This window comes from Corynebacterium sp. HMSC074E01 (assembly GCF_001808885.1).
Lineage (GTDB): Bacteria > Actinomycetota > Actinomycetes > Mycobacteriales > Mycobacteriaceae > Corynebacterium.
On record NZ_KV794821.1, the window covers coordinates 205,520 to 222,174 of the forward strand.

The following is a 16,655-nucleotide window of genomic DNA, read 5'->3' on the forward strand; positions in this document are numbered from 1 at the left end:
CAACTTTGCCAACAACTGTGTCTGGTTTAGCGCTCCCATCGGTTGGAAAAGGGCAGTTCAAAAGGGTTGTTGCTGGTTTTGTAGTTGTTTCGAGGTTGTTGTGAGTTGTTCGCGGTAGTTGTAGGCAGCGGCATGCGGCCTGGAGGGGGCTGAACCAGGGCTAATCCAGCTCTTGGTTCAGCTCCTGGCGCACCTTGGCGATGATCTCGCCGAGGAAGCCCTCGCACCCATCGGTGATGTCAGGGAACGTGGAGTCATCCTCGATGACGCCGAGCGTGAATAACAGATCGCGGGTGATGGCGTGCGTGTAGTCGTATTCTGGGTTGAACTCCCACTCACCGCGCAATAGGTGGACTAGTTCGAAGGAGAGCTGAGGAATGCCCTCCGGTTCGGCGTAGGCATAAGGGATGTTGTTCATGATGACCTGCGTTGCCCAGAGCGGATCGCTCATGGCCTTGCGGCCATATTTGGTGAGCTTGATCTGCGTCGTTGTGGTCTTGAGCCAATCCAGGTCCGTGAGGAATCCGCGCAGGTTCAGCAGCGGTTGGTGGTAGTCCTCGCGCTTGACATCATCAAAATCATTGGGGCTGTTGAGGCCCTCCTTGAGGCGGGCGACGGCCGCCTGCTTGAGGTAGCCGGCCCCGGTCAGGCGTGGATATTCCTCGATGACCTCGAGGTATTCGCGTATACGCTGGCCTACGTGGTGAGCGGTGGCGTCGTCAAGCGCCGGCAGCTCATAGTCGGGGCGCAGCTCCGGGTAGGCCTCGTGGATATCCGCGCGCCATTGCTCCAGGATCTCCGAGGACGGCACCGGCATGTCTTCGAAAGGAGTGGAGCGGAAGGGATCAAGAGGGAGATCCCCAGGCAGCGCGGGCTTGGTGCCGCCTTCCAGATTGGCGGCCTCCGTGCCCATGGTGGCCAGGCGCTGCGCCACTGCTGGCGGGAAGAACGTGGTGAGGCGCTGATGGATTTGGTCTAGCGTGTAGTTGGGGAAGAGCGCGAAGATGCGTTCCATGCTCTCGGTAGGTACAGCCATGTAGGCCATGGTCGCCTGGACATCAAGGACCACCTTGAACATCGCCTCGGCACTGCCCAGCTCACTCATAAGATCGGGGCCCTCACCGGCGATGAGGGCTGGCAGGCCCATGACGACGCGCGAGGTGTCCGCCACGCTGATGCTGATATTCCATGCGCCCTCCGAGGGGTGGTAGTGCGCTACTTCCCGGAATGTTTCGAAAAAGTCCTGGTCAATGATGGTGAGGACGTCGATCGGCGTTCCTTCCTCGCCCACGAGGATTCCCGGATGAGAGGGCTCAAGGCCGAGCGCGGCGTGAACGATAATCATCATCTCGCCCACGGTGAGTTCCGCGGGGGCGGCGACAAAGCGAGCCGTGGTGAAGAAAGGGTTCTCCACGTCGATACGGACGTTCCTAGCGAGGTTCATAGTGCCCGACAGTATTAGAAAACCGTGCTATTCGCGCGCCAAGGCTTCGCCCACGCGCTTGCCAGAGTAGATGCACCCGCCGAGGAAGGTGCCTTCCAGCGCATTCTTGCCGTGCATGCCGCCGCCTCCGAAACCGGAGGCCTCGCCGCAAGCATAGAGGCCGGGGAGTGCCGTGCCATCGGGGTTGAGGCACTGGCCGTCCAGGTTGGTCTCCAGGCCACCGAGCGTCTTGCGGGTCAGGAACTTCAGGCGCACAGCGATGAGCGGGCCTTTGCTGTCATCCAGGATGCGGTGTGGGGGAGCAACGCGGATGAGCTTGTCGCCTAAGAAGCCACGGGCCACGCGCAGGTAGTTGACTTGGGCGTCTTTGCTGAAGAGATTATCCAGCTGGGAATCGCGGTCTTCCAGGACTTTTCTAAGTTGGGTTACCTCAATGGTGGGGGAGCCCTCCGGTGAAATGCGATTCATTCCGGCGACGAGATCCTCCAGGTTGTCTTCCACGACCCAGTCGATTCCGTTCTCCATGAATGCCTTGACGGCCACGTGTGTGCCGGGGCCGAGCTTGCCGGCGAGTTTCTTGAATTCCTTATCCGTAAGATCCGGATTCTGCTCGGAGCCGGAGAAGATGAATTCCTTGTCCACGATGGCCTTGTTGAGCACGAACCAGGAGTAACCGTGGCCGGTCTGGCCAATGTGGGCCAAGGCCGCAAGGTTATCGGTGCCGGGGAAGAGGTTGGTGGGCAGGCGGTTGCCTTCGGCGTCGATCCACAGCGCCGAGGGCCCGGGGATGATGCGGATGCCGTGGCCGGGCCAAATGGAGTTCCAGTTGGTCATGCCCTCGGTATAGGCCCACATGCGGTCGGTGTTGACCACGGAGGCACCGGCCTGTTGGGCGATGTCGATGCCGCGGCCGTCGACATGCGCGGGAACGCCCGTGACCAGCTCCTTCGGGCATTCGCCCCAACGCTCAGTGGGCCACATCTTGCGTACCTTCTCCAGGTTGCCGCCGATGCCGCCGGTGGCGATGACCACGGCGGAGCCGCGCAGCTCGAAGTGCTTGACCACATCCCTCGAACTAGCCTCACCACGCGCCTGGCTGGTGGGGGAGAGGACGCTGCCGCGCACGCCGACGACGCGCGGGCTGCCGGCGTCGTCGTTCTCAACGACGAGCTCGTCCACGCGGTGGCGGAAGTGGAATTCTACTTGGCCGCTTTCTTCTGCTTTAAGGAGTGGTTCGCGGAAGACGCGCACGACCTCCGGACCCGTACCCCAGGTGAGGTGGAAACGCGGTACGGAATTGCCGTGACCGGAGGCATCCCCGGAGCCGCGCTCGGCCCAGCCGATGGTGGGCAGGACGTTGAGGCCTAAGGACTTGAGGTAGCCGCGCTTTTCATTGGCAGCGAAGCGCACGTATTCGCGGCCCCATTTCTCGCCCCAGTAGTCGTGCCGGTCATCCTCGGTCACCGGGTCATAATCTGCGGAGTTGGCCCAGTCGCGCCAGGCCAACTCTTCGGAGTCCTTGACCCGCATCATCTTCTGCTCGGGGGAGTTGACATAGAACAGCCCGCCGAGGGACCAGAAGGCTTGGCCACCGAGGTTATTGCGGTTTTCCTGTTCCAGGAAGATGACGTGCTTGCCGCCTTTGAGGGCCTCGTATCCGGCAACCATGCCGGCGAGGCCGCTGCCGACGATGATGACGGAGCCAGTGACCGAGTTAGTTTCTTTCATGACAGTAATGATAAAAGAAACTCGCCCCGATTGTGTGACTTGGCTCGCAATTCAGTGGCGCAACCTAGCCGCGGGCTCCCGCATGATTTCAGCTTTCATCGCTTAGCTTCCTCCCGGACCCCATCATCTCGGACAAGAGCTAGGAGTTGAGGGGTAGTGGTGGTTTTGGGGCCCTGGCCATGGGGTTTAGGCAGGGATAAAGATCTAGAAATAAAAACTCAAAACGGTACCTATAGGTCGGCAGGTAGGCTAAGATTCTCGCTAATACTCGTCGTACGCGGCCCGTATAAACACTTCTTACGGTCTTGCTCGTGCGCGTATTTGCTCAAGAAGAAAGTTCTCTCATGACCACATCAACCCCGCACAAGACTCGCTCAACGCGCGATACCTTCAATACGCGCTTTGTCTTCCTCATGGCCGCCATCGGCTCCGCCGTTGGCCTGGGTAACATCTGGCGCTTCCCGTATGTTGCCTATGAGAACGGTGGCGGTGCCTTCCTCATCCCGTACATGGTTGCCCTGCTCACTGCCGGTATTCCCATCCTGTGGTTCGACCTGGCTATTGGTCACCGCTTCCGTGGTTCCGCGCCGCTGGCTTTCCGCCGTATCAGCAGCCGCTGGGAGGGAATCGGCTGGTTCAAGGTCGGCGTGAACTTCTTCATCGCCATCTACTACGCCGCCATCATTGCCTGGGCGGCGCTCTACACCATCAAGTCTGTGACCCAGGCATGGGGCGATGATCCCGCGGAGTACTTCATGGGTGACTTCCTCCAAGCAGAGCCGGAGGCGACCTACTCAGGGCACATCGTCCCGTCCATTCTTGGCGTCATGATCCTCGTGTGGATCGTCTGCATCGCCACGTTGGCCACGAGCATCAATGAAGGCATCGGCAAACTGACGTCCATCTTCCTGCCTGTCCTGGCCGTCATGTTCATCATCTTGGTCATCCGTGCCTTCTTCCTCGACGGCGCCGCCGAGGGCCTCAACGCCTTCTTTACCCCGGACTGGTCCGTGCTGAGCAACCCGTCGGTGTGGATTGCCGCCTACGGACAAATCTTCTTCTCCCTGTCCATTGGCTTCGGCATCATGATTACCTACGCCTCTTATCTCAAGCCGCGCACCAACCTCACCAACACCGGCCTGGTTACGGCCTTTGCTAACTCTTCCTTCGAGGTGCTGGCCGGTATCGGCGTCTTCGCCACCCTGGGCTACATGGCCGCCCAGCAGGGCGTGGCGGTGGATGAGGTGGCATCTTCCGGCATCGGCCTGGCCTTCATTGCTTTCCCGACGATCATCAACCTCATGCCGCTCGGCGGACTGTTCGGCGTCCTCTTCTTCGGCTCTCTCTTCCTGGCCGGCGTGACCTCTCTGATTTCCATCATGGAAGTCGTCGTCTCCGCCGTGGCAGATAAGTTCAACATTTCCCGCCGCGTTTCCGCCATCACCGTGGGCGGCACCATGGCTGTGGTGTCGTGTGTTCTCTTCTCCACGTCCTCGGGCTTGGTCACGCTGGACATCATGGATAAGTTCACCAACAACCTGGGTATCGTCTTCGGCTCCATCTGCGCCCTGGTGGTCGTCGGCTGGGTCACCGGCCGCCGCCGCGAGATTCAGCAGCACATCAATGCGGTATCGCAGTTCAAGGTCGGTGGCTTCTGGCAGTTCCTGACCTTCATCGCCACCCCGCTGCTGCTGGTCTACTTCCTAGTCAACGAAATTCTCACCATCGCCCGCGAGGGCTATGAGGGCTACTCCTCCACCCAGATTGGCCTCTTTGGCTGGGCGGTGTTGGGAATCATCCTGCTTGCCAGCTTCCTCATGCCGCTGGTGGCCTTCCGCGGGAACAAGTACCTGGATGGCATGGAGACCTCGGACTACGGCGTCCCCGTAGGTGGGCGTCCAGCCGGCACCCCGAACCCGCTTGCCACGGGTACTACAGCCGCACCGAACACTGACGACAAGTAGCGAGTATTAGGAAAGGTCAACGACAATGACTACAAGCGCAATCCTGCTCTTCATCCTCTTCGTCGTCGTCATCTGGGGCGGACTGGTGCTCTCCTCCATCTGGCTGGCCCGCAGTGACGATGACACCACGGGCGAGTTGGGCAATGCCCCCGGCACAGACGACGAATCTCTGTCCCACCGCGTGCACTAAACAGCGGGACGCGGTGAGCTCTGCGCCCGCTTAAATCTCAACCACCGTGCGCCCGTGGCGCGAGCCGGCGCGCAGCTCGGTGGCCGCGGTGGCGACATCGGCCAGCGGAACCGTTTCGGTAATAGAGTTCAGCATGGTGAGGTCAAGGTGTTCGTCGAGAAGCTGCCAGGCTGCCTCGCGCACCTCGCGGGGCGCGTCGACGGAGTTACCGCCGGCCAGCACGATGCCGCGCAGGATGAACGGTAGCACCGAGGCGGGAAGATCCGGACCAGCCGCCATGCCGGTGGCGGCCACCACGCCGCCCCAGCGCACCTGTGCCAGCACATTGGCCAGAACGGTGGAACCGGCGGTGTCAATCGCGCCGTCGTACAGCGCCTTCTGCAGCGGGCGGCCGGTCTCAGACAATGCCGCGCGGTCCAGAACGTGATCCGCGCCGAGTGCGGTGAGGTAGTCCGACTGAGAATCCACGCGGCCGGTCACGGCGGTGACCTCGTAGCCAGCGGACTTGAGCAGCTGGACCGCGATGGAGCCCACGCCGCCGGTGGCGCCGGTGACCAAGACATGGCCCTGCGTGGTGCCGTGCGCGCGCAGCTGGTTCACGCAGATAGCGGCGGTGTAGCCGGCCGTGCCGATCGCGGCGGCATCGTGTGCGCTGAAGCGCTGGGGCACGGGGATGGTGGCCTCTGCGTTGACGCGCTGGCGGGTGGTGTAGCCGCCGTGGCGGAATTCGCCCAAGCCATCGCCGCAGGCGACGACCAGCTGGCCGGGGTTCAAGCGAGAATCAGAAGTTTCCGCCACGATGCCCACGACATCGATGCCGGGGACGAGGGGATCGATGCGCATGACACCCTTATCTCCCTCCAAGGCCATGGCGTCCTTGTAATTGAGGGAAGAAAACTGCACATCTACGACCGTGTCACCTTCCCCGAGCAGGGGCTGCTCTTGGAAGAAATGGCTTACTCCGGACTCCGTGCGAGTGACAATAAGTGTGCTCATGGGCACTATCGTACAGAGGGTGTGAAGCAGCGTTTTCCGGCTAATGCTTCAGCCAGCGTCCAGAGAACATCGTTAGGGTGAAGCGCATGACTGGGATAAAAGCTCAACACCCGCGCAATAGGCTGCGGCCCGCGCCGGATCCGTATCGGCACCTGCTTCGTGATTCCTTCCTAGTCGCGGCCCTGTCCATGGTGGTCGTGATTCTGGCGACGGTGGGCAAGCCCTTCATGGACATCCCCGGCGTGGTTGACGGCTCCGCGCATGCGGTGCGCCAGGTGAACACGCAGCTCTTTGGTGGTTTTGAGAACTCTTCCGTGTGGTACGGCGGGTGGACCGACCTCGTGGGAAATATCGCTCTCTTCATGCCGCTGGGCGCGGCGCTCTACGTAGCGGGACGCAACCTGTCGGGTATTAAATGGGGCCTGGGCGGGGCGATGCTCATCGGCCTGATGGTCAGCCTGTGCATAGAAAGCGCCCAGTATATCTTTGCCCTGGGCTTTAGCGATGTCGATGACCTTCTATACAACACCGTGGGTTCTGTTCTCGGCGCCGTACTCATGGCGCGCTTGGGGCGCGAAGGGCAGACAAAGATTCTGCGGCGCCTGGGATTCCTCCTTGCGCTGGCAGCGGTGGTGCTCCTCGCTTTGGTGGTGCTGTAGTACTTAGCTGGGCGTACGCACGAGCTTGGCGACGTCCCCCGCCACCCGCCGCGCATAGGGTGAGACACCAGTAATCGTGGCCGAGCCCGGGCCCGTCCACGAGCCATAGCCCACGGGGAAGAAACCTTCCACCGTGGGCTTTCCTTCTGCCAGCAGCCCGGGGAAGGGGCGCAAGGCCGGCCGGAAGCCGGTGGCCCAGATGAGATCGCTAAAGCCCTCGCGGTTGAGCTCCTCGAGTGAGGAGAACATGCCGGTGGCGTTCAGAATCCCACTATCGCGGGCTTTGAGCACTGGCGGGACCATGACGATATCCCCCAGTTCTGTTTCGGGGCCCGGGTCCGGCTCGCCCCGCAGCTTGGCCAGCATTCGCTGACGGTTGCGGCTAAAGAGCACGCGCCCGTCTACATCATCCGGCATCCAGCGCGGAGGGTGCGCGGTAAACCACGTGGTGTCCACGCCGGCGAGGGAGAGCTCGGCGGCGATCTGCGCGCCGGAATTACCAGCACCGACAACGGCTACAGGATTGTTGTGGCCGCACTCTAAGAAAGGACCACACCCCGGGTAGCTCGCCGTGTGCCATTGGCGCCCCTGAAAATCACCGGGGTAGAAGGGGATAAAGGGCGCGGACCATGTGCCCGTTGCGGCCACGACGGTGCGGGCACGGAACTCACCGTGGGTGGTGAGGAGGCGGAAGCGGGAGGCGTCGTCAAGCACGCGCTCCACCGCCACCCCGTGCCGGACCGGCAGGTCATAGCGCTGCTCATAGCGGGTGAGGTAGTCCACCACGTGGGAAGCCGGCGGGAAGCCCGGGTAGGCGGGCATGGGCCAGCCGGGCAGGGTGGAGGACTGAGCATCGCTAAAGAGCGTGAGTGAATCCCACACGTGCTGCCAAGCTCCGCCGGGGGAGGGGTTGGCGTCGAGGATGAGGAAGTCGAGCTTCTGGCGGCGCAGGTAGTAGCCGGTGGCCAGGCCGGATTGGCCGCCACCCACCACGATGCAATCGTAGGTATGCATCTATTGGATGAGCTTTCGTTCGCGGGCGGCGGAGACGGCTGCGGTGCGGGTTTCCACGCCGAGCTTTTGATAGACGTGGATGAGGTGGGTCTTGACCGTGGCCTCGGAGATGAAGAGCCGCTGGGCAATCTGCTTGTTGGAGGCCCCCGTGGCCAGCGCTTGCAGGATCTCCAGCTCGCGGGGAGACAGCGCGGTTTCCGGCTGCGCCAAGCGCTCCGCCAGGAGGTTCGTGACTTCAGGCGCCAAGGTCCGCTTGCCCGCGGCGGTGTCGAGCACCGCGGCGTGCAGGGTGTCCTCGGGGGCGTCCTTGAGCAGGTAGCCCAACGCGCCTGCCTCCACGGCGGCCAGGATATCCGCCTGCGTGTCATAGGTGGTCAGTATGAGCACCGGGGGCCCATCGAGCTCGCGCACGCGCCGGGTGGCGGCGATGCCGTCAACATCCGGCATCTGAATATCGCAGACGACCACGTCAATGTGGGGAGCATCAGCATCCGCCAGCTTTTCGACGGCCGAGCCATCGGAGCCTTCCAACACCACCTCGATATCGGGGAAAGCGTTTAGAATCGCGCGCAGCCCGGCGCGGACCACGGGGTGATCATCGATGAGCATCACGTTGACCATTGCTGCTGCCTCCTGTTGGGATTCGCACCGCGAGCGCGGTGCCGGCGGGTGATGATTCTACTTGGACGCTGCCGCCGACGCTGCGAACACGCTGCTCCAGGCCGGTGAGCCCGAAGCCGCGCGGACTGTCGATGCCGCGGCCGTTATCGACGACATCCAAGGTGATCTCATCTGTGAAAGAGCCGAGGGTGACCACGGCTTGGTCGGCGTCGGCGTGTTTCATGACATTGGTCAGCCCTTCGCGCGCGGCGCGCAGGATGACGTGGGAGAACTCGGCGGGGACGTCGGCGCTGCCGGTGAGTTTAAGCCCGAAGTGGGTGCGCAGCCCGAGCCCCGTGGCCTGGGCTTGGAGCTCATCCACGAGTGTGCGCAATTCCTTATCGATGGAGGAGGCGGGGGCCGCGAGCTCCTTGACGAAGCGCCGGGCCTCGGCCAGGTTGTCCTGGGCCACCTTCTCAATGAGCGCGAGCTGCTCGGTCACGTCCTGCTGCGTGGATGTCTTCTTGGCGGCGCGGCTGAGCAGGACGATGGAGGACAGCCCCTGCGCCACGGTGTCATGAATCTCGCGAGAGAGCCGCTCCCGCTCCTCCAGGCGCCCGGCTTGGTGCTCGCTGGCGGCCAGCTCCTCCTGGGTCTCACGCAGCTGCTTGGCGACGGCCTCGTGGTGCGCCGCCTCCGCCTGCACCCGGCGGGCGGCGTGGTAGACGGCCACGGCGAAACAGGTGCCGATGAACGGGCCGATGGCCGCGGCCGTGGTCCAGAATTGCGGATGGATCCACGCGGGGACGAAGGCCGCGACGGCCCACAACACCACGCTGGCGACGATTCCCGGCCAGAAGGGAAGGGCATGGATAAAGACGAAGACCAGCGGAAACTCAAGCCACATGAAGTCTTGGGCGTGCACCATGAGCCCGATCCACAACAGACACAGGGCGGCGAGCCATAGCGTGGTGGGGACGGGGCGGGCGATAGTGCGGGAACCGAAGATGGCAAATCCCGTGTAGACCACTGCGAGTGCGATGGAGAGGCCGAGGGCGCGGGCGTCGAGACGGTCATCGGCCCACGCGCGGAGCACTCCGAAGACGAGGAGAAAGCCGAACATGGCGTGCAGTCCCACGGTCCACAGTTTGTTGCTCATCATCACGGCAATCCACCTTATCCTCTGGCTGGAGGAGGGCGAATCAACCAACTGGTTGAGTGGAGGTTCAACTGGCTACCCGATTACTTTCGGCGCCCGCACACGCAGGATAAATAGTATGTTCCTGGCATTGAGAGAGATAGTCACAGCCCGCGGTCGGTTCTTCCTGATCGGCGGCGTCGTGGCTCTGATTACGTTGTTGCTCGTTATGTTGTCCGGCCTGACCCAAGGCCTGTCCAAGCAAAACACCTCCGCGCTTGAGGCACTCGGGGAGCAGAATCCTTATGTGACCTTCTCGACGGAAGATCCCTCCTTCACCGAGTCGGAGATCTTCGCCGAGGACGTTCCCGCTTCTGGTATTCCGCTGGGCACCTCCCAAACCAAGCTGGAGGGCCACGGCGGCGTGGCGGTTATCGGTTTGCCCGCCGGCACCCAGATTCCTGGCTCCAGCACCGTGATTCCGGAGGAAGGCATGGTCTTGAGCCAATCCATCGACGAGGCCCTGAACGCGCCCTCCCGGGGCACCCTCGGCGGAGTGGACCTGGACGTGAACGCAGTGGTCGAGGATGAGTATTACTCTCACTCCCCGGTGGTGTGGGTCTCTACCGAAACCTGGCAGAAGGTCTCCCATTCCCCCGAAGACATGGTGGGTGTGGCCGTGCTGTCCCAGGAGCCGACCGACACTTCCGTGTCCATGAGCAAGGCCCTGTCCGGTCTTCCGGCTTATAGCTCGGAGCGCGGTTCCCTGCTGACCATGCAGGCCTTCCTCTATGGTATTTCCGCGCTGGTCACCATCGCTTTCCTGAGCATCTGGACCATCCAGCGCACTCGTGACCTGTCCATCCTGCGTGCCCTTGGGGCCAGCGTGAAGTACCTGCTCAAGGATGCTATTGCGCAGGCAGCCATCATCTTGGCGATTGGCGTTGGGACAGGCGCGCTCGTCGGCTGGCTGCTGGGCCTTGCCGCCCAAGGTGCCGTGCCCTTCGAGGTCTCCGCCATGACCGTCATCGTCCCCGCGCTCGGCATCTGGCTGCTCGGCATCGCCGGTGCCTTCCTGGCCACCCGCCGCGTTTCCAAGATCAACCCGCTCGACGCCCTAGGAGGCAACGCCTAATGACTACTACCGTTACTCCCGCCCTGTCACTGCGCGACATCGTGGTGACCTACCCCGACGGCCAGTCCCGCACCACTGCACTCGACGGCGTGAGCCTGGACGTTAAGCCCGGCGAGCTCACCGCCGTGATCGGCGAATCCGGTTCCGGTAAATCCACCCTGCTCTCCGTAGCCGCCGGTCTCATCGAGCCGGACTCCGGAACTGTTGAGATGCACGGCACCCGCGGGCTCATCTTCCAGCAGGCCAACCTGCTAGCTGCCCTGACGGCCCGCGAGCAGTTGCTCATTATTGACCACATGGAGGGCCGCAAGCCCCGCGGTGACCGGGCTGACGAGCTGCTCAGCTTCGTGGGTTTGGAGGGCTTTGGCAACCGCCGCATGAACCAGCTCTCCGGTGGTCAGCGCCAGCGCGTCAACATTGCGCGCGCGCTCATGGGCCAGCCTTCCGTGTTGCTTGCGGATGAGCCGACCTCCGCCTTGGACTCCAAGCTCTCCCGCGAGATTGCCAAGCTCCTGCGCGGTGTCACCGATGACTTCGACACCGCAACGCTGTTCATCACGCACGACCGCAGCCTCCTTGACTATGCCGATACCGTGGTCGAGGTCAAGGACGGAAAGCTCTCCGAATATTCCGAGCTAGCCGCGTAGGAACCCGCTTATCTCTCATATGTTCATACAAAGGGGTAAATTATTACCCCGTTATGATTCGACCCCGCAAGCCCCGAGTAAGCCCAACTGACTACCCGCGCATGCAGCAGTGGACCGCGCTGCACGCGCTCATGTTGAGCATCACCGTGGTGGCCTGCGGGGTCTTTATCGTCGCTGCACGCCGTATCAAGGGCACCTCCCGTGAGACCTTTGTTCGCCGGATGGTGGGCTGGGCCTTGTTGGTGGCGGGTACTGCGTGGACGGTCATTTCCCTGGACCCGAAGCAATTCGATATCCGCGAGTCGTTGCCTTTGCACCTGTGCGATGTGCTGCGCCCGATCCTGGCGCTGGGCCTCATTACGGGCAATGAGCACGCCCTGACCTTGACCTACTTCTGGGGCATCATCCTCAACCCGCAGGCCATCATCACCCCGGACGTCATCTACTACTTCTCCCCGCGCTGGCTGCGGTTTGGCACCTATTGGTTCTTCCACATCGTGGCCCTCGCTGTGCCGCTGGCGCTGACCTTTGGCTTGGGCTACCGGCCGACGTGGAAGGGCTATCGCTTCGCCGTGAAGGTCACGCCGGTGTGGATGGCCACCGCCATGGCGGTCAATGCGAAGACCGACGGCAACTATGGCTTCCTCAACCACGCGCCGGGAAGCCCCTCCATCATCAACCTGCTGGGACCCTGGCCTGGTTACATCGCGGCAGAGACCCTCGCCGTAGCAGCAGCATGGGCGGGGATGACGTGGCCGTGGGAGAACACTTCGCTGCGCCGCGGCACGGTGGCGGTGGGGCCACGGGGACTCATGCGCAAGTCTGTGGGCACCGCGTCCGGTATTCTGCGCCGTGCGGCGGTACGTTTTCGTAAATAGTGGTCCGTAAACCGCGAAATTCTAGGGCTTCGTTGCGAAAACCTCCCAACCCGGTGACTGCCGGGTACGGATCGATCAAATAAGGCCCCAGATCTTCGAATTTTTGGGGTGCTATTTGATCGAAACGTACTTAGCGTCAGAGCTAGCGCCGGGCCAACGAGCTAGCGCTCGGCGTTGAGGAGTCGCGCGATGGTCCGCGGGATGGCCGCCGCGATCTGGGACGCAGAACAGGGCGCGAAGCCCTCGGGGGTTTCGGCCGCGATGGCCGCCGCGTGTGCGTGGATAGCGCCGGCGTGGAGGACCTCGGTGATGGTGCGGCTGATGGCCACGCTGCCAGTTTCGGTGGAAGGGCCTGAAAAGAGCTGAGCCATGACCGCGCCCAGAATGCCGGAAAGCACGTCCCCGGATCCAGGAGTCGCGGCAAAGGAGTGACCGGCATTGAAGGAATAGAGCGGCTGGCCCGGAGCGGTAACGCGAGTTAGGCGTCCTTTGAGCAGGATCATGCTGTCCAGCTCTTCGGCTAGCTCGTGGAGGGCAGCGCCCCAGCCGGTGGCCGCCTCGGGAGCAGAGCCGAAAGCGGCCTCATAGAGGCGGCGGAACTCGCCTTCATGCGGGGTGAGGATGGTCATCGGGTGCTCGGTAACTTTCTGGCGCAGGGAGGTATTGCGCGCCAGAAGCGTTAGGGCGTCGGCATCAAGAACGGTGGGTAGGCCCTGCGCTAGCACCTTGCGCAGTTCGGTGGCCGCCGCCGAATCGGTACCGCGGCCGGGGCCGACGACCCAGGCTTGGGCCTGACCGGCGGAGGACACATCGGGATGGCAGACCAGCTCGGGCAGTAGAGACGTGATCGAGTTATCGCCGATGAAGCGCACCATCGAGGGCGTGGCGTGCACCGCCGCGGTGGCACACAGGATGCCCGCGCCCGGGTAAGCCTCGCTGCCGGCGGCGAGGGCGACGACCCCGCCGGAGTACTTATCGGAGCGTGAGTTGGGAGTGGGATCGGTGACGGGGCCCGTGCAGCCAACCGGCCAGGGGCGGGAAGCGCGCCCGCCCGGCAGTTCGAGTTCGCCCGATTGCCACGCAAAGGCCGTCGGCACGGAGGGTTCGTGTGCGATGAAGGCCGCTGGTTCATCCAGTTCGGCGAGGGTCGCAGCGAAGGAGGGCGCGCCGGGCAGGAAGAGATCGGAGACCACAACCTGCCCGCATTCGGCGGCCAGTGCGTGACCGAGCCGCGGCGAGCCGAAGGTGACGGTGACATCGGCGTGGACGGCATCCGCGGCGCACACTCCCGTGTCGGCATCGACGCCGGTAGGCATGTCGACGGACAAAACTGCCGCCCCGGCAGAAGTGGCGCGGCGGTAGAGGGACAGGGCTGCACCGGAGAGGCCCCGGGCGGAGCCGAGGCCGGCGATGGCGTCAATAACCAGCGCGCTGCCGTTAGGCAGCGCGTCGGAAGGAAGGACCGTGCCACCAGCACTGCGGAACGCAGCGAGGGCCTCCTCGTGGCAGCGCTCTGGAACCAGGGCATGGACCGTAACCCCGCGCGAGGCCAGTTCCGCCCCGGCAAAGAGCCCATCCCCGCCGTTGCCGCCGGAGCCAGCGAGAATGAGCACCGCGCCGGGGCGTGCCTCCAGCATCACCGAGGCAGCGTCGGCCACCGCCGCGGCAGCCAGCTTCATGAGTTGATCCTCATGGGATTGCTGTTTAAGCAGGCGCTTCTCAGCGGCACGGACAGTGGCAACGGTATAAGCAGGGCGCATAACCCACACCCTAGCGCGCGGGTTGGCAGGTGGGGCACCAAAAGAGGTTGCGGCCCTGCATGACCTGCTCGCGGATCTCGGTGCCGCACACATGGCACGGCAGCCCCGCGCGGCGGTAGACGTAGACCTCGCCACCGTGGTCATCCTTGCGGGGCTCGCGGCCCATGGCCTCCGGCGTATGGTCGGGGCGGACCGTATCGATGCGGCCGTGCTCGACACCGTAGTCCATGAGCTCCACCAGGTCCGACCAGATGGCATCGAACTCCGCGCGGTCGAGCTGGTTGCCCGGGATGAAGGGGGAGAGCCCTTGGCGGAATAGGGCTTCTGCGCGGTAGATATTGCCCACCCCGGCGAAGAGTCCTTGGTCCATGAGCATTGCGCCAATGCTTCGCTTCGAGGCATGGACCCTGGCCCACAGCGCATCAGAGTCGGCATCTGTGCGGAGCGGATCCTGGCCCACCTTCGCCACCTTGGCCTGGTATTCCTCCTCCGTAATGAGCGTGCAGAACTGCGGGCCGCGCAGGTTCGCGGCCATCGTTCCGTTATCGATGCGCAGCCGGATTTGCCCCCACACATCAGCGGAAGGCTCAAAGCGCAGGGACCCAATGAGCCCCAAATGGATGTAAATCACGTGGCGCGGGTTATCCGCATCGAAGTGGAGGAAGAGGTGCTTGCCAAAGGCTTCGGCGAGGGAGAGGGGTGAGGCGTCGACAAGCGCGGCCTCCGCAGCAAACCTGCCCTGGGGGCTGCTCACAGCCAGCGGCGCGCCGCGAAAGTCCGCATTGAGTGTCCGAGCAAGGCGGTGAATAACGTGTCCCTCAGGCATGTCAGGAAGTCTACGCGGGGGCAGTGCTGCTGTAGACTTTCCGGGTACTACCCGTTGAACGGAAGGGCCTAAATACTATGGGGCGCGCAATCGGTTTTGACCGTGAAAAATACATTGAGCTGCAGTCGGAGCACATCAACGCTCGACGCAAAGAAATCGGTGGGAAGCTTTACCTGGAAATGGGTGGCAAGCTTTTCGATGACATGCATGCCTCCCGCGTGCTGCCCGGTTTCACCCCGGATAACAAGATTGCGATGCTCGAGCGCATCAAAGATGACGTAGAAATCCTCGTCTGCATCAACGCCAAGGACATCGAGCGCCAAAAGATGCGCGGTGACCTGGGGATCCTCTACGAAGACGATGTGCTGCGGCTTGTCGACGTCTTCCGGGGCCGCGGCTTCCTTGTCAATAACATCGTCATGACGCAGCTCGAGGACGGCAACAGCCAGGCGGAGGCCTTCATCGAGCGCCTCGAGCGCCTGGGGCTGACGGTGGCGCGCCACCGCGTCATCCCGGGCTACCCCGCCAACATCGACCTCATCGTCTCCGAGGAGGGGTTGGGCAAGAACGACTACGTGGAGACCACCCGTGACCTCGTGGTGGTCACCGCGCCGGGGCCGGGCTCCGGTAAGTTGGCTACCGCACTATCGCAGGTCTACCACGAGAACGTGCGCGGCGTGCAGGCGGGCTACGCCAAGTTTGAGACCTTCCCCATCTGGAACCTGCCGCTCGACCACCCGGTGAACCTGGCATACGAGGCAGCCACGGTGGACCTTAACGACGCCAACGTCATCGACCACTTCCACCTCTCCGCGCACGGCGAGTCCACGGTGAACTACAACCGCGACGTCGAGGCCTTCCCGCTGCTGAAGTCCCTGCTTGAGCGCCTGACCGGCACCGTTCCCTACCAGTCCCCGACGGACATGGGCGTGAACATGGTGGGCTTCTGCATCACCGACGACGAGGTCTGCCGCGAGGCCTCCCGGCAGGAAATCATCCGCCGCTATTTCAAGACTTTGGTGGAGGAGGCCCGCAACGGCCTCGACTCCACGCAGTCCGAGCGTGCCGCCGTGGTCATGGCGAAGGCCGGCATCAAGTCCACCGACCGCCCGGTGGTGCTCCCGGCGCGTCAGAAGGCGGAGGAGACCGACGGCCCGGCGTCCGCGCTGCAGCTTCACGACGGCACCATCATCACCGGCCGCACCTCCCCACTTCTGGGCTGCTCGGCGGCCACCTTGCTCAATGCGCTCAAGCACCTGGCGGGCATCGACGATGACCTGCACCTGCTCTCGCCGGAATCCATCGAGCCGATCCAGACGCTGAAGACCAAGCATCTGGGTTCGCAGAACCCGCGCCTGCACACCGACGAGGTGCTTATCGCACTCTCTGTCTCCGCGGCCAAGGACGAGAACGCCCGCCGCGCGCTCGACGCACTGAAGGAACTCGAGGGCTGCGATGTCCACACCACCACCATCTTGGGTTCCGTGGATGAGGGCATCTTCCGCAACCTAGGTGTCCTGGTGACCTCCGATCCGGTCTTTGCCCGCAAGAGCGCGCTGTACCAGAAGCGTTAAGATTCTCCCGAACATTGGAGGGAAGCGCTATCTCGGTAGGCATTCCCCCAGACCTGGAACCCGCAACCTGCAGGTGGGCGTCGGCAAGCGCTTGGCGACGCC

General features: G+C 63.2%; 15 protein-coding genes. 7 read left to right on the forward strand and 8 right to left on the reverse strand.

Annotated features, from left to right (window positions below):
- Positions 1 to 160 precede the first annotated feature (160 nt).
- Together HMPREF2537_RS02115 and HMPREF2537_RS02120 are read right to left on the reverse strand one after the other, a co-directional pair.
- Positions 161 to 1,444, reverse strand: a complete 1,284-nt coding sequence (locus HMPREF2537_RS02115; protein WP_070525142.1) for a hypothetical protein — start codon at positions 1,442 to 1,444, stop codon at positions 161 to 163.
- Between the two features lie 27 nt (positions 1,445 to 1,471).
- A complete protein-coding gene (locus HMPREF2537_RS02120; protein ID WP_070525144.1) occupies positions 1,472 to 3,172 on the reverse strand; it encodes an FAD-binding dehydrogenase in 1,701 nt (566 codons plus the stop codon).
- A gap of 344 nt (positions 3,173 to 3,516) precedes the next feature.
- Between HMPREF2537_RS02120 and HMPREF2537_RS02125 the strand changes: the two genes are divergently transcribed.
- Complete coding sequence (locus HMPREF2537_RS02125) at positions 3,517 to 5,136, forward strand: sodium-dependent transporter (RefSeq protein WP_070525146.1); 1,620 nt, start codon at positions 3,517 to 3,519, stop codon at positions 5,134 to 5,136.
- Positions 5,137 to 5,161: 25 nt separating this feature from the next.
- Positions 5,162 to 5,326, forward strand: a complete 165-nt coding sequence (gene metS, locus HMPREF2537_RS02130) for a methionine/alanine import NSS transporter subunit MetS (protein WP_070525148.1) — start codon at positions 5,162 to 5,164, stop codon at positions 5,324 to 5,326.
- A 30-nt stretch (positions 5,327 to 5,356) separates the two neighbouring features.
- On the opposite strand, the gene HMPREF2537_RS02135 is transcribed toward metS, so the two are convergent.
- The gene (locus tag HMPREF2537_RS02135) at positions 5,357 to 6,322 is read right to left on the reverse strand and encodes an MDR family oxidoreductase (RefSeq protein ID WP_070525150.1); all 966 of its coding nucleotides are present in this window, start codon (positions 6,320 to 6,322) and stop codon (positions 5,357 to 5,359) included.
- A gap of 86 nt (positions 6,323 to 6,408) precedes the next feature.
- Between HMPREF2537_RS02135 and HMPREF2537_RS02140 the strand changes: the two genes are divergently transcribed.
- The gene (locus HMPREF2537_RS02140; RefSeq protein WP_070525152.1) at positions 6,409 to 6,981 is read left to right on the forward strand and encodes a VanZ family protein; all 573 of its coding nucleotides are present in this window, start codon (positions 6,409 to 6,411) and stop codon (positions 6,979 to 6,981) included.
- Positions 6,982 to 6,984: 3 nt separating this feature from the next.
- On the opposite strand, the gene HMPREF2537_RS02145 is transcribed toward HMPREF2537_RS02140, so the two are convergent.
- The 3 genes from HMPREF2537_RS02145 to HMPREF2537_RS02155 are packed head-to-tail and all read right to left on the reverse strand — an operon-like array spanning position 6,985 to position 9,757.
- Positions 6,985 to 7,995, reverse strand: coding sequence for an NAD(P)-binding domain-containing protein (locus HMPREF2537_RS02145; protein WP_070525154.1), 1,011 nt, complete (start codon positions 7,993 to 7,995; stop codon positions 6,985 to 6,987).
- Positions 7,996 to 8,616 (reverse strand): response regulator, encoded by a 621-nt coding sequence (locus HMPREF2537_RS02150; protein WP_070524185.1) that lies wholly within the window; start codon positions 8,614 to 8,616, stop codon positions 7,996 to 7,998.
- Positions 8,591 to 9,757, reverse strand: a complete 1,167-nt coding sequence (locus tag HMPREF2537_RS02155) for a histidine kinase (protein ID WP_070525156.1) — start codon at positions 9,755 to 9,757, stop codon at positions 8,591 to 8,593. Before HMPREF2537_RS02155 ends, HMPREF2537_RS02150 begins: the two co-directional genes overlap by 26 nt.
- A gap of 115 nt (positions 9,758 to 9,872) precedes the next feature.
- Between HMPREF2537_RS02155 and HMPREF2537_RS02160 the strand changes: the two genes are divergently transcribed.
- From HMPREF2537_RS02160 to HMPREF2537_RS02170, 3 genes are read left to right on the forward strand one after another with little or no spacing between them, the layout of a single operon-like run.
- On the forward strand, positions 9,873 to 10,868 hold the full coding sequence (locus HMPREF2537_RS02160; RefSeq protein ID WP_070525157.1) for an ABC transporter permease: 996 nt from the start codon (positions 9,873 to 9,875) through the stop codon (positions 10,866 to 10,868).
- Positions 10,868 to 11,515 (forward strand): ABC transporter ATP-binding protein, encoded by a 648-nt coding sequence (locus tag HMPREF2537_RS02165; protein ID WP_070525159.1) that lies wholly within the window; start codon positions 10,868 to 10,870, stop codon positions 11,513 to 11,515. The genes HMPREF2537_RS02160 and HMPREF2537_RS02165 overlap by 1 nt, the downstream gene beginning before the upstream one ends.
- A gap of 53 nt (positions 11,516 to 11,568) precedes the next feature.
- A complete protein-coding gene (locus HMPREF2537_RS02170; protein WP_070525161.1) occupies positions 11,569 to 12,393 on the forward strand; it encodes a YwaF family protein in 825 nt (274 codons plus the stop codon).
- Positions 12,394 to 12,554: 161 nt separating this feature from the next.
- On the opposite strand, the gene HMPREF2537_RS02175 is transcribed toward HMPREF2537_RS02170, so the two are convergent.
- Both HMPREF2537_RS02175 and HMPREF2537_RS02180 read right to left on the reverse strand, forming a co-directional pair.
- Positions 12,555 to 14,153 carry an NAD(P)H-hydrate epimerase gene (locus HMPREF2537_RS02175; RefSeq protein ID WP_070525163.1) on the reverse strand — a complete coding sequence of 533 codons (1,599 nt, stop codon included), beginning with the start codon at positions 14,151 to 14,153 and terminating at the stop codon, positions 12,555 to 12,557.
- Positions 14,154 to 14,163: 10 nt separating this feature from the next.
- Entirely contained in the window at positions 14,164 to 14,979 is an 816-nt protein-coding gene (locus HMPREF2537_RS02180) for an Fpg/Nei family DNA glycosylase (protein ID WP_070525165.1), read from the reverse strand.
- A 77-nt stretch (positions 14,980 to 15,056) separates the two neighbouring features.
- On the opposite strand from HMPREF2537_RS02180, the gene HMPREF2537_RS02185 reads away from it, so the two are divergent.
- The gene (locus HMPREF2537_RS02185; protein WP_070524200.1) at positions 15,057 to 16,553 is read left to right on the forward strand and encodes a DUF1846 domain-containing protein; all 1,497 of its coding nucleotides are present in this window, start codon (positions 15,057 to 15,059) and stop codon (positions 16,551 to 16,553) included.
- Positions 16,554 to 16,655: the final 102 nt, after the last annotated feature.

What these genes read in the sequence shown, in the direction of transcription:
- HMPREF2537_RS02120 (WP_070525144.1), bottom strand. Translation starts at nt 3,172, where the DNA reads ATGAAAGAAACTAACTCGGTCACTGGCTCCGTCATCATCGTCGGCAGC.
- HMPREF2537_RS02135 (WP_070525150.1), bottom strand. Translation starts at nt 6,322, where the DNA reads ATGAGCACACTTATTGTCACTCGCACGGAGTCCGGAGTAAGCCATTTC.
- HMPREF2537_RS02140 (WP_070525152.1), top strand. Translation starts at nt 6,409, where the DNA reads ATGACTGGGATAAAAGCTCAACACCCGCGCAATAGGCTGCGGCCCGCG.
- HMPREF2537_RS02185 (WP_070524200.1), top strand. Translation starts at nt 15,057, where the DNA reads ATGGGGCGCGCAATCGGTTTTGACCGTGAAAAATACATTGAGCTGCAG.
- HMPREF2537_RS02145 (WP_070525154.1), bottom strand. Translation starts at nt 7,995, where the DNA reads ATGCATACCTACGATTGCATCGTGGTGGGTGGCGGCCAATCCGGCCTG.
- HMPREF2537_RS02165 (WP_070525159.1), top strand. Translation starts at nt 10,868, where the DNA reads ATGACTACTACCGTTACTCCCGCCCTGTCACTGCGCGACATCGTGGTG.
- HMPREF2537_RS02175 (WP_070525163.1), bottom strand. Translation starts at nt 14,153, where the DNA reads ATGCGCCCTGCTTATACCGTTGCCACTGTCCGTGCCGCTGAGAAGCGC.
- HMPREF2537_RS02115 (WP_070525142.1), bottom strand. Translation starts at nt 1,444, where the DNA reads ATGAACCTCGCTAGGAACGTCCGTATCGACGTGGAGAACCCTTTCTTC.
- HMPREF2537_RS02160 (WP_070525157.1), top strand. Translation starts at nt 9,873, where the DNA reads ATGTTCCTGGCATTGAGAGAGATAGTCACAGCCCGCGGTCGGTTCTTC.
- HMPREF2537_RS02125 (WP_070525146.1), top strand. Translation starts at nt 3,517, where the DNA reads ATGACCACATCAACCCCGCACAAGACTCGCTCAACGCGCGATACCTTC.
- HMPREF2537_RS02155 (WP_070525156.1), bottom strand. Translation starts at nt 9,757, where the DNA reads ATGATGAGCAACAAACTGTGGACCGTGGGACTGCACGCCATGTTCGGC.
- HMPREF2537_RS02170 (WP_070525161.1), top strand. Translation starts at nt 11,569, where the DNA reads ATGATTCGACCCCGCAAGCCCCGAGTAAGCCCAACTGACTACCCGCGC.
- HMPREF2537_RS02150 (WP_070524185.1), bottom strand. Translation starts at nt 8,616, where the DNA reads ATGGTCAACGTGATGCTCATCGATGATCACCCCGTGGTCCGCGCCGGG.
- HMPREF2537_RS02180 (WP_070525165.1), bottom strand. Translation starts at nt 14,979, where the DNA reads ATGCCTGAGGGACACGTTATTCACCGCCTTGCTCGGACACTCAATGCG.
- metS (WP_070525148.1), top strand. Translation starts at nt 5,162, where the DNA reads ATGACTACAAGCGCAATCCTGCTCTTCATCCTCTTCGTCGTCGTCATC.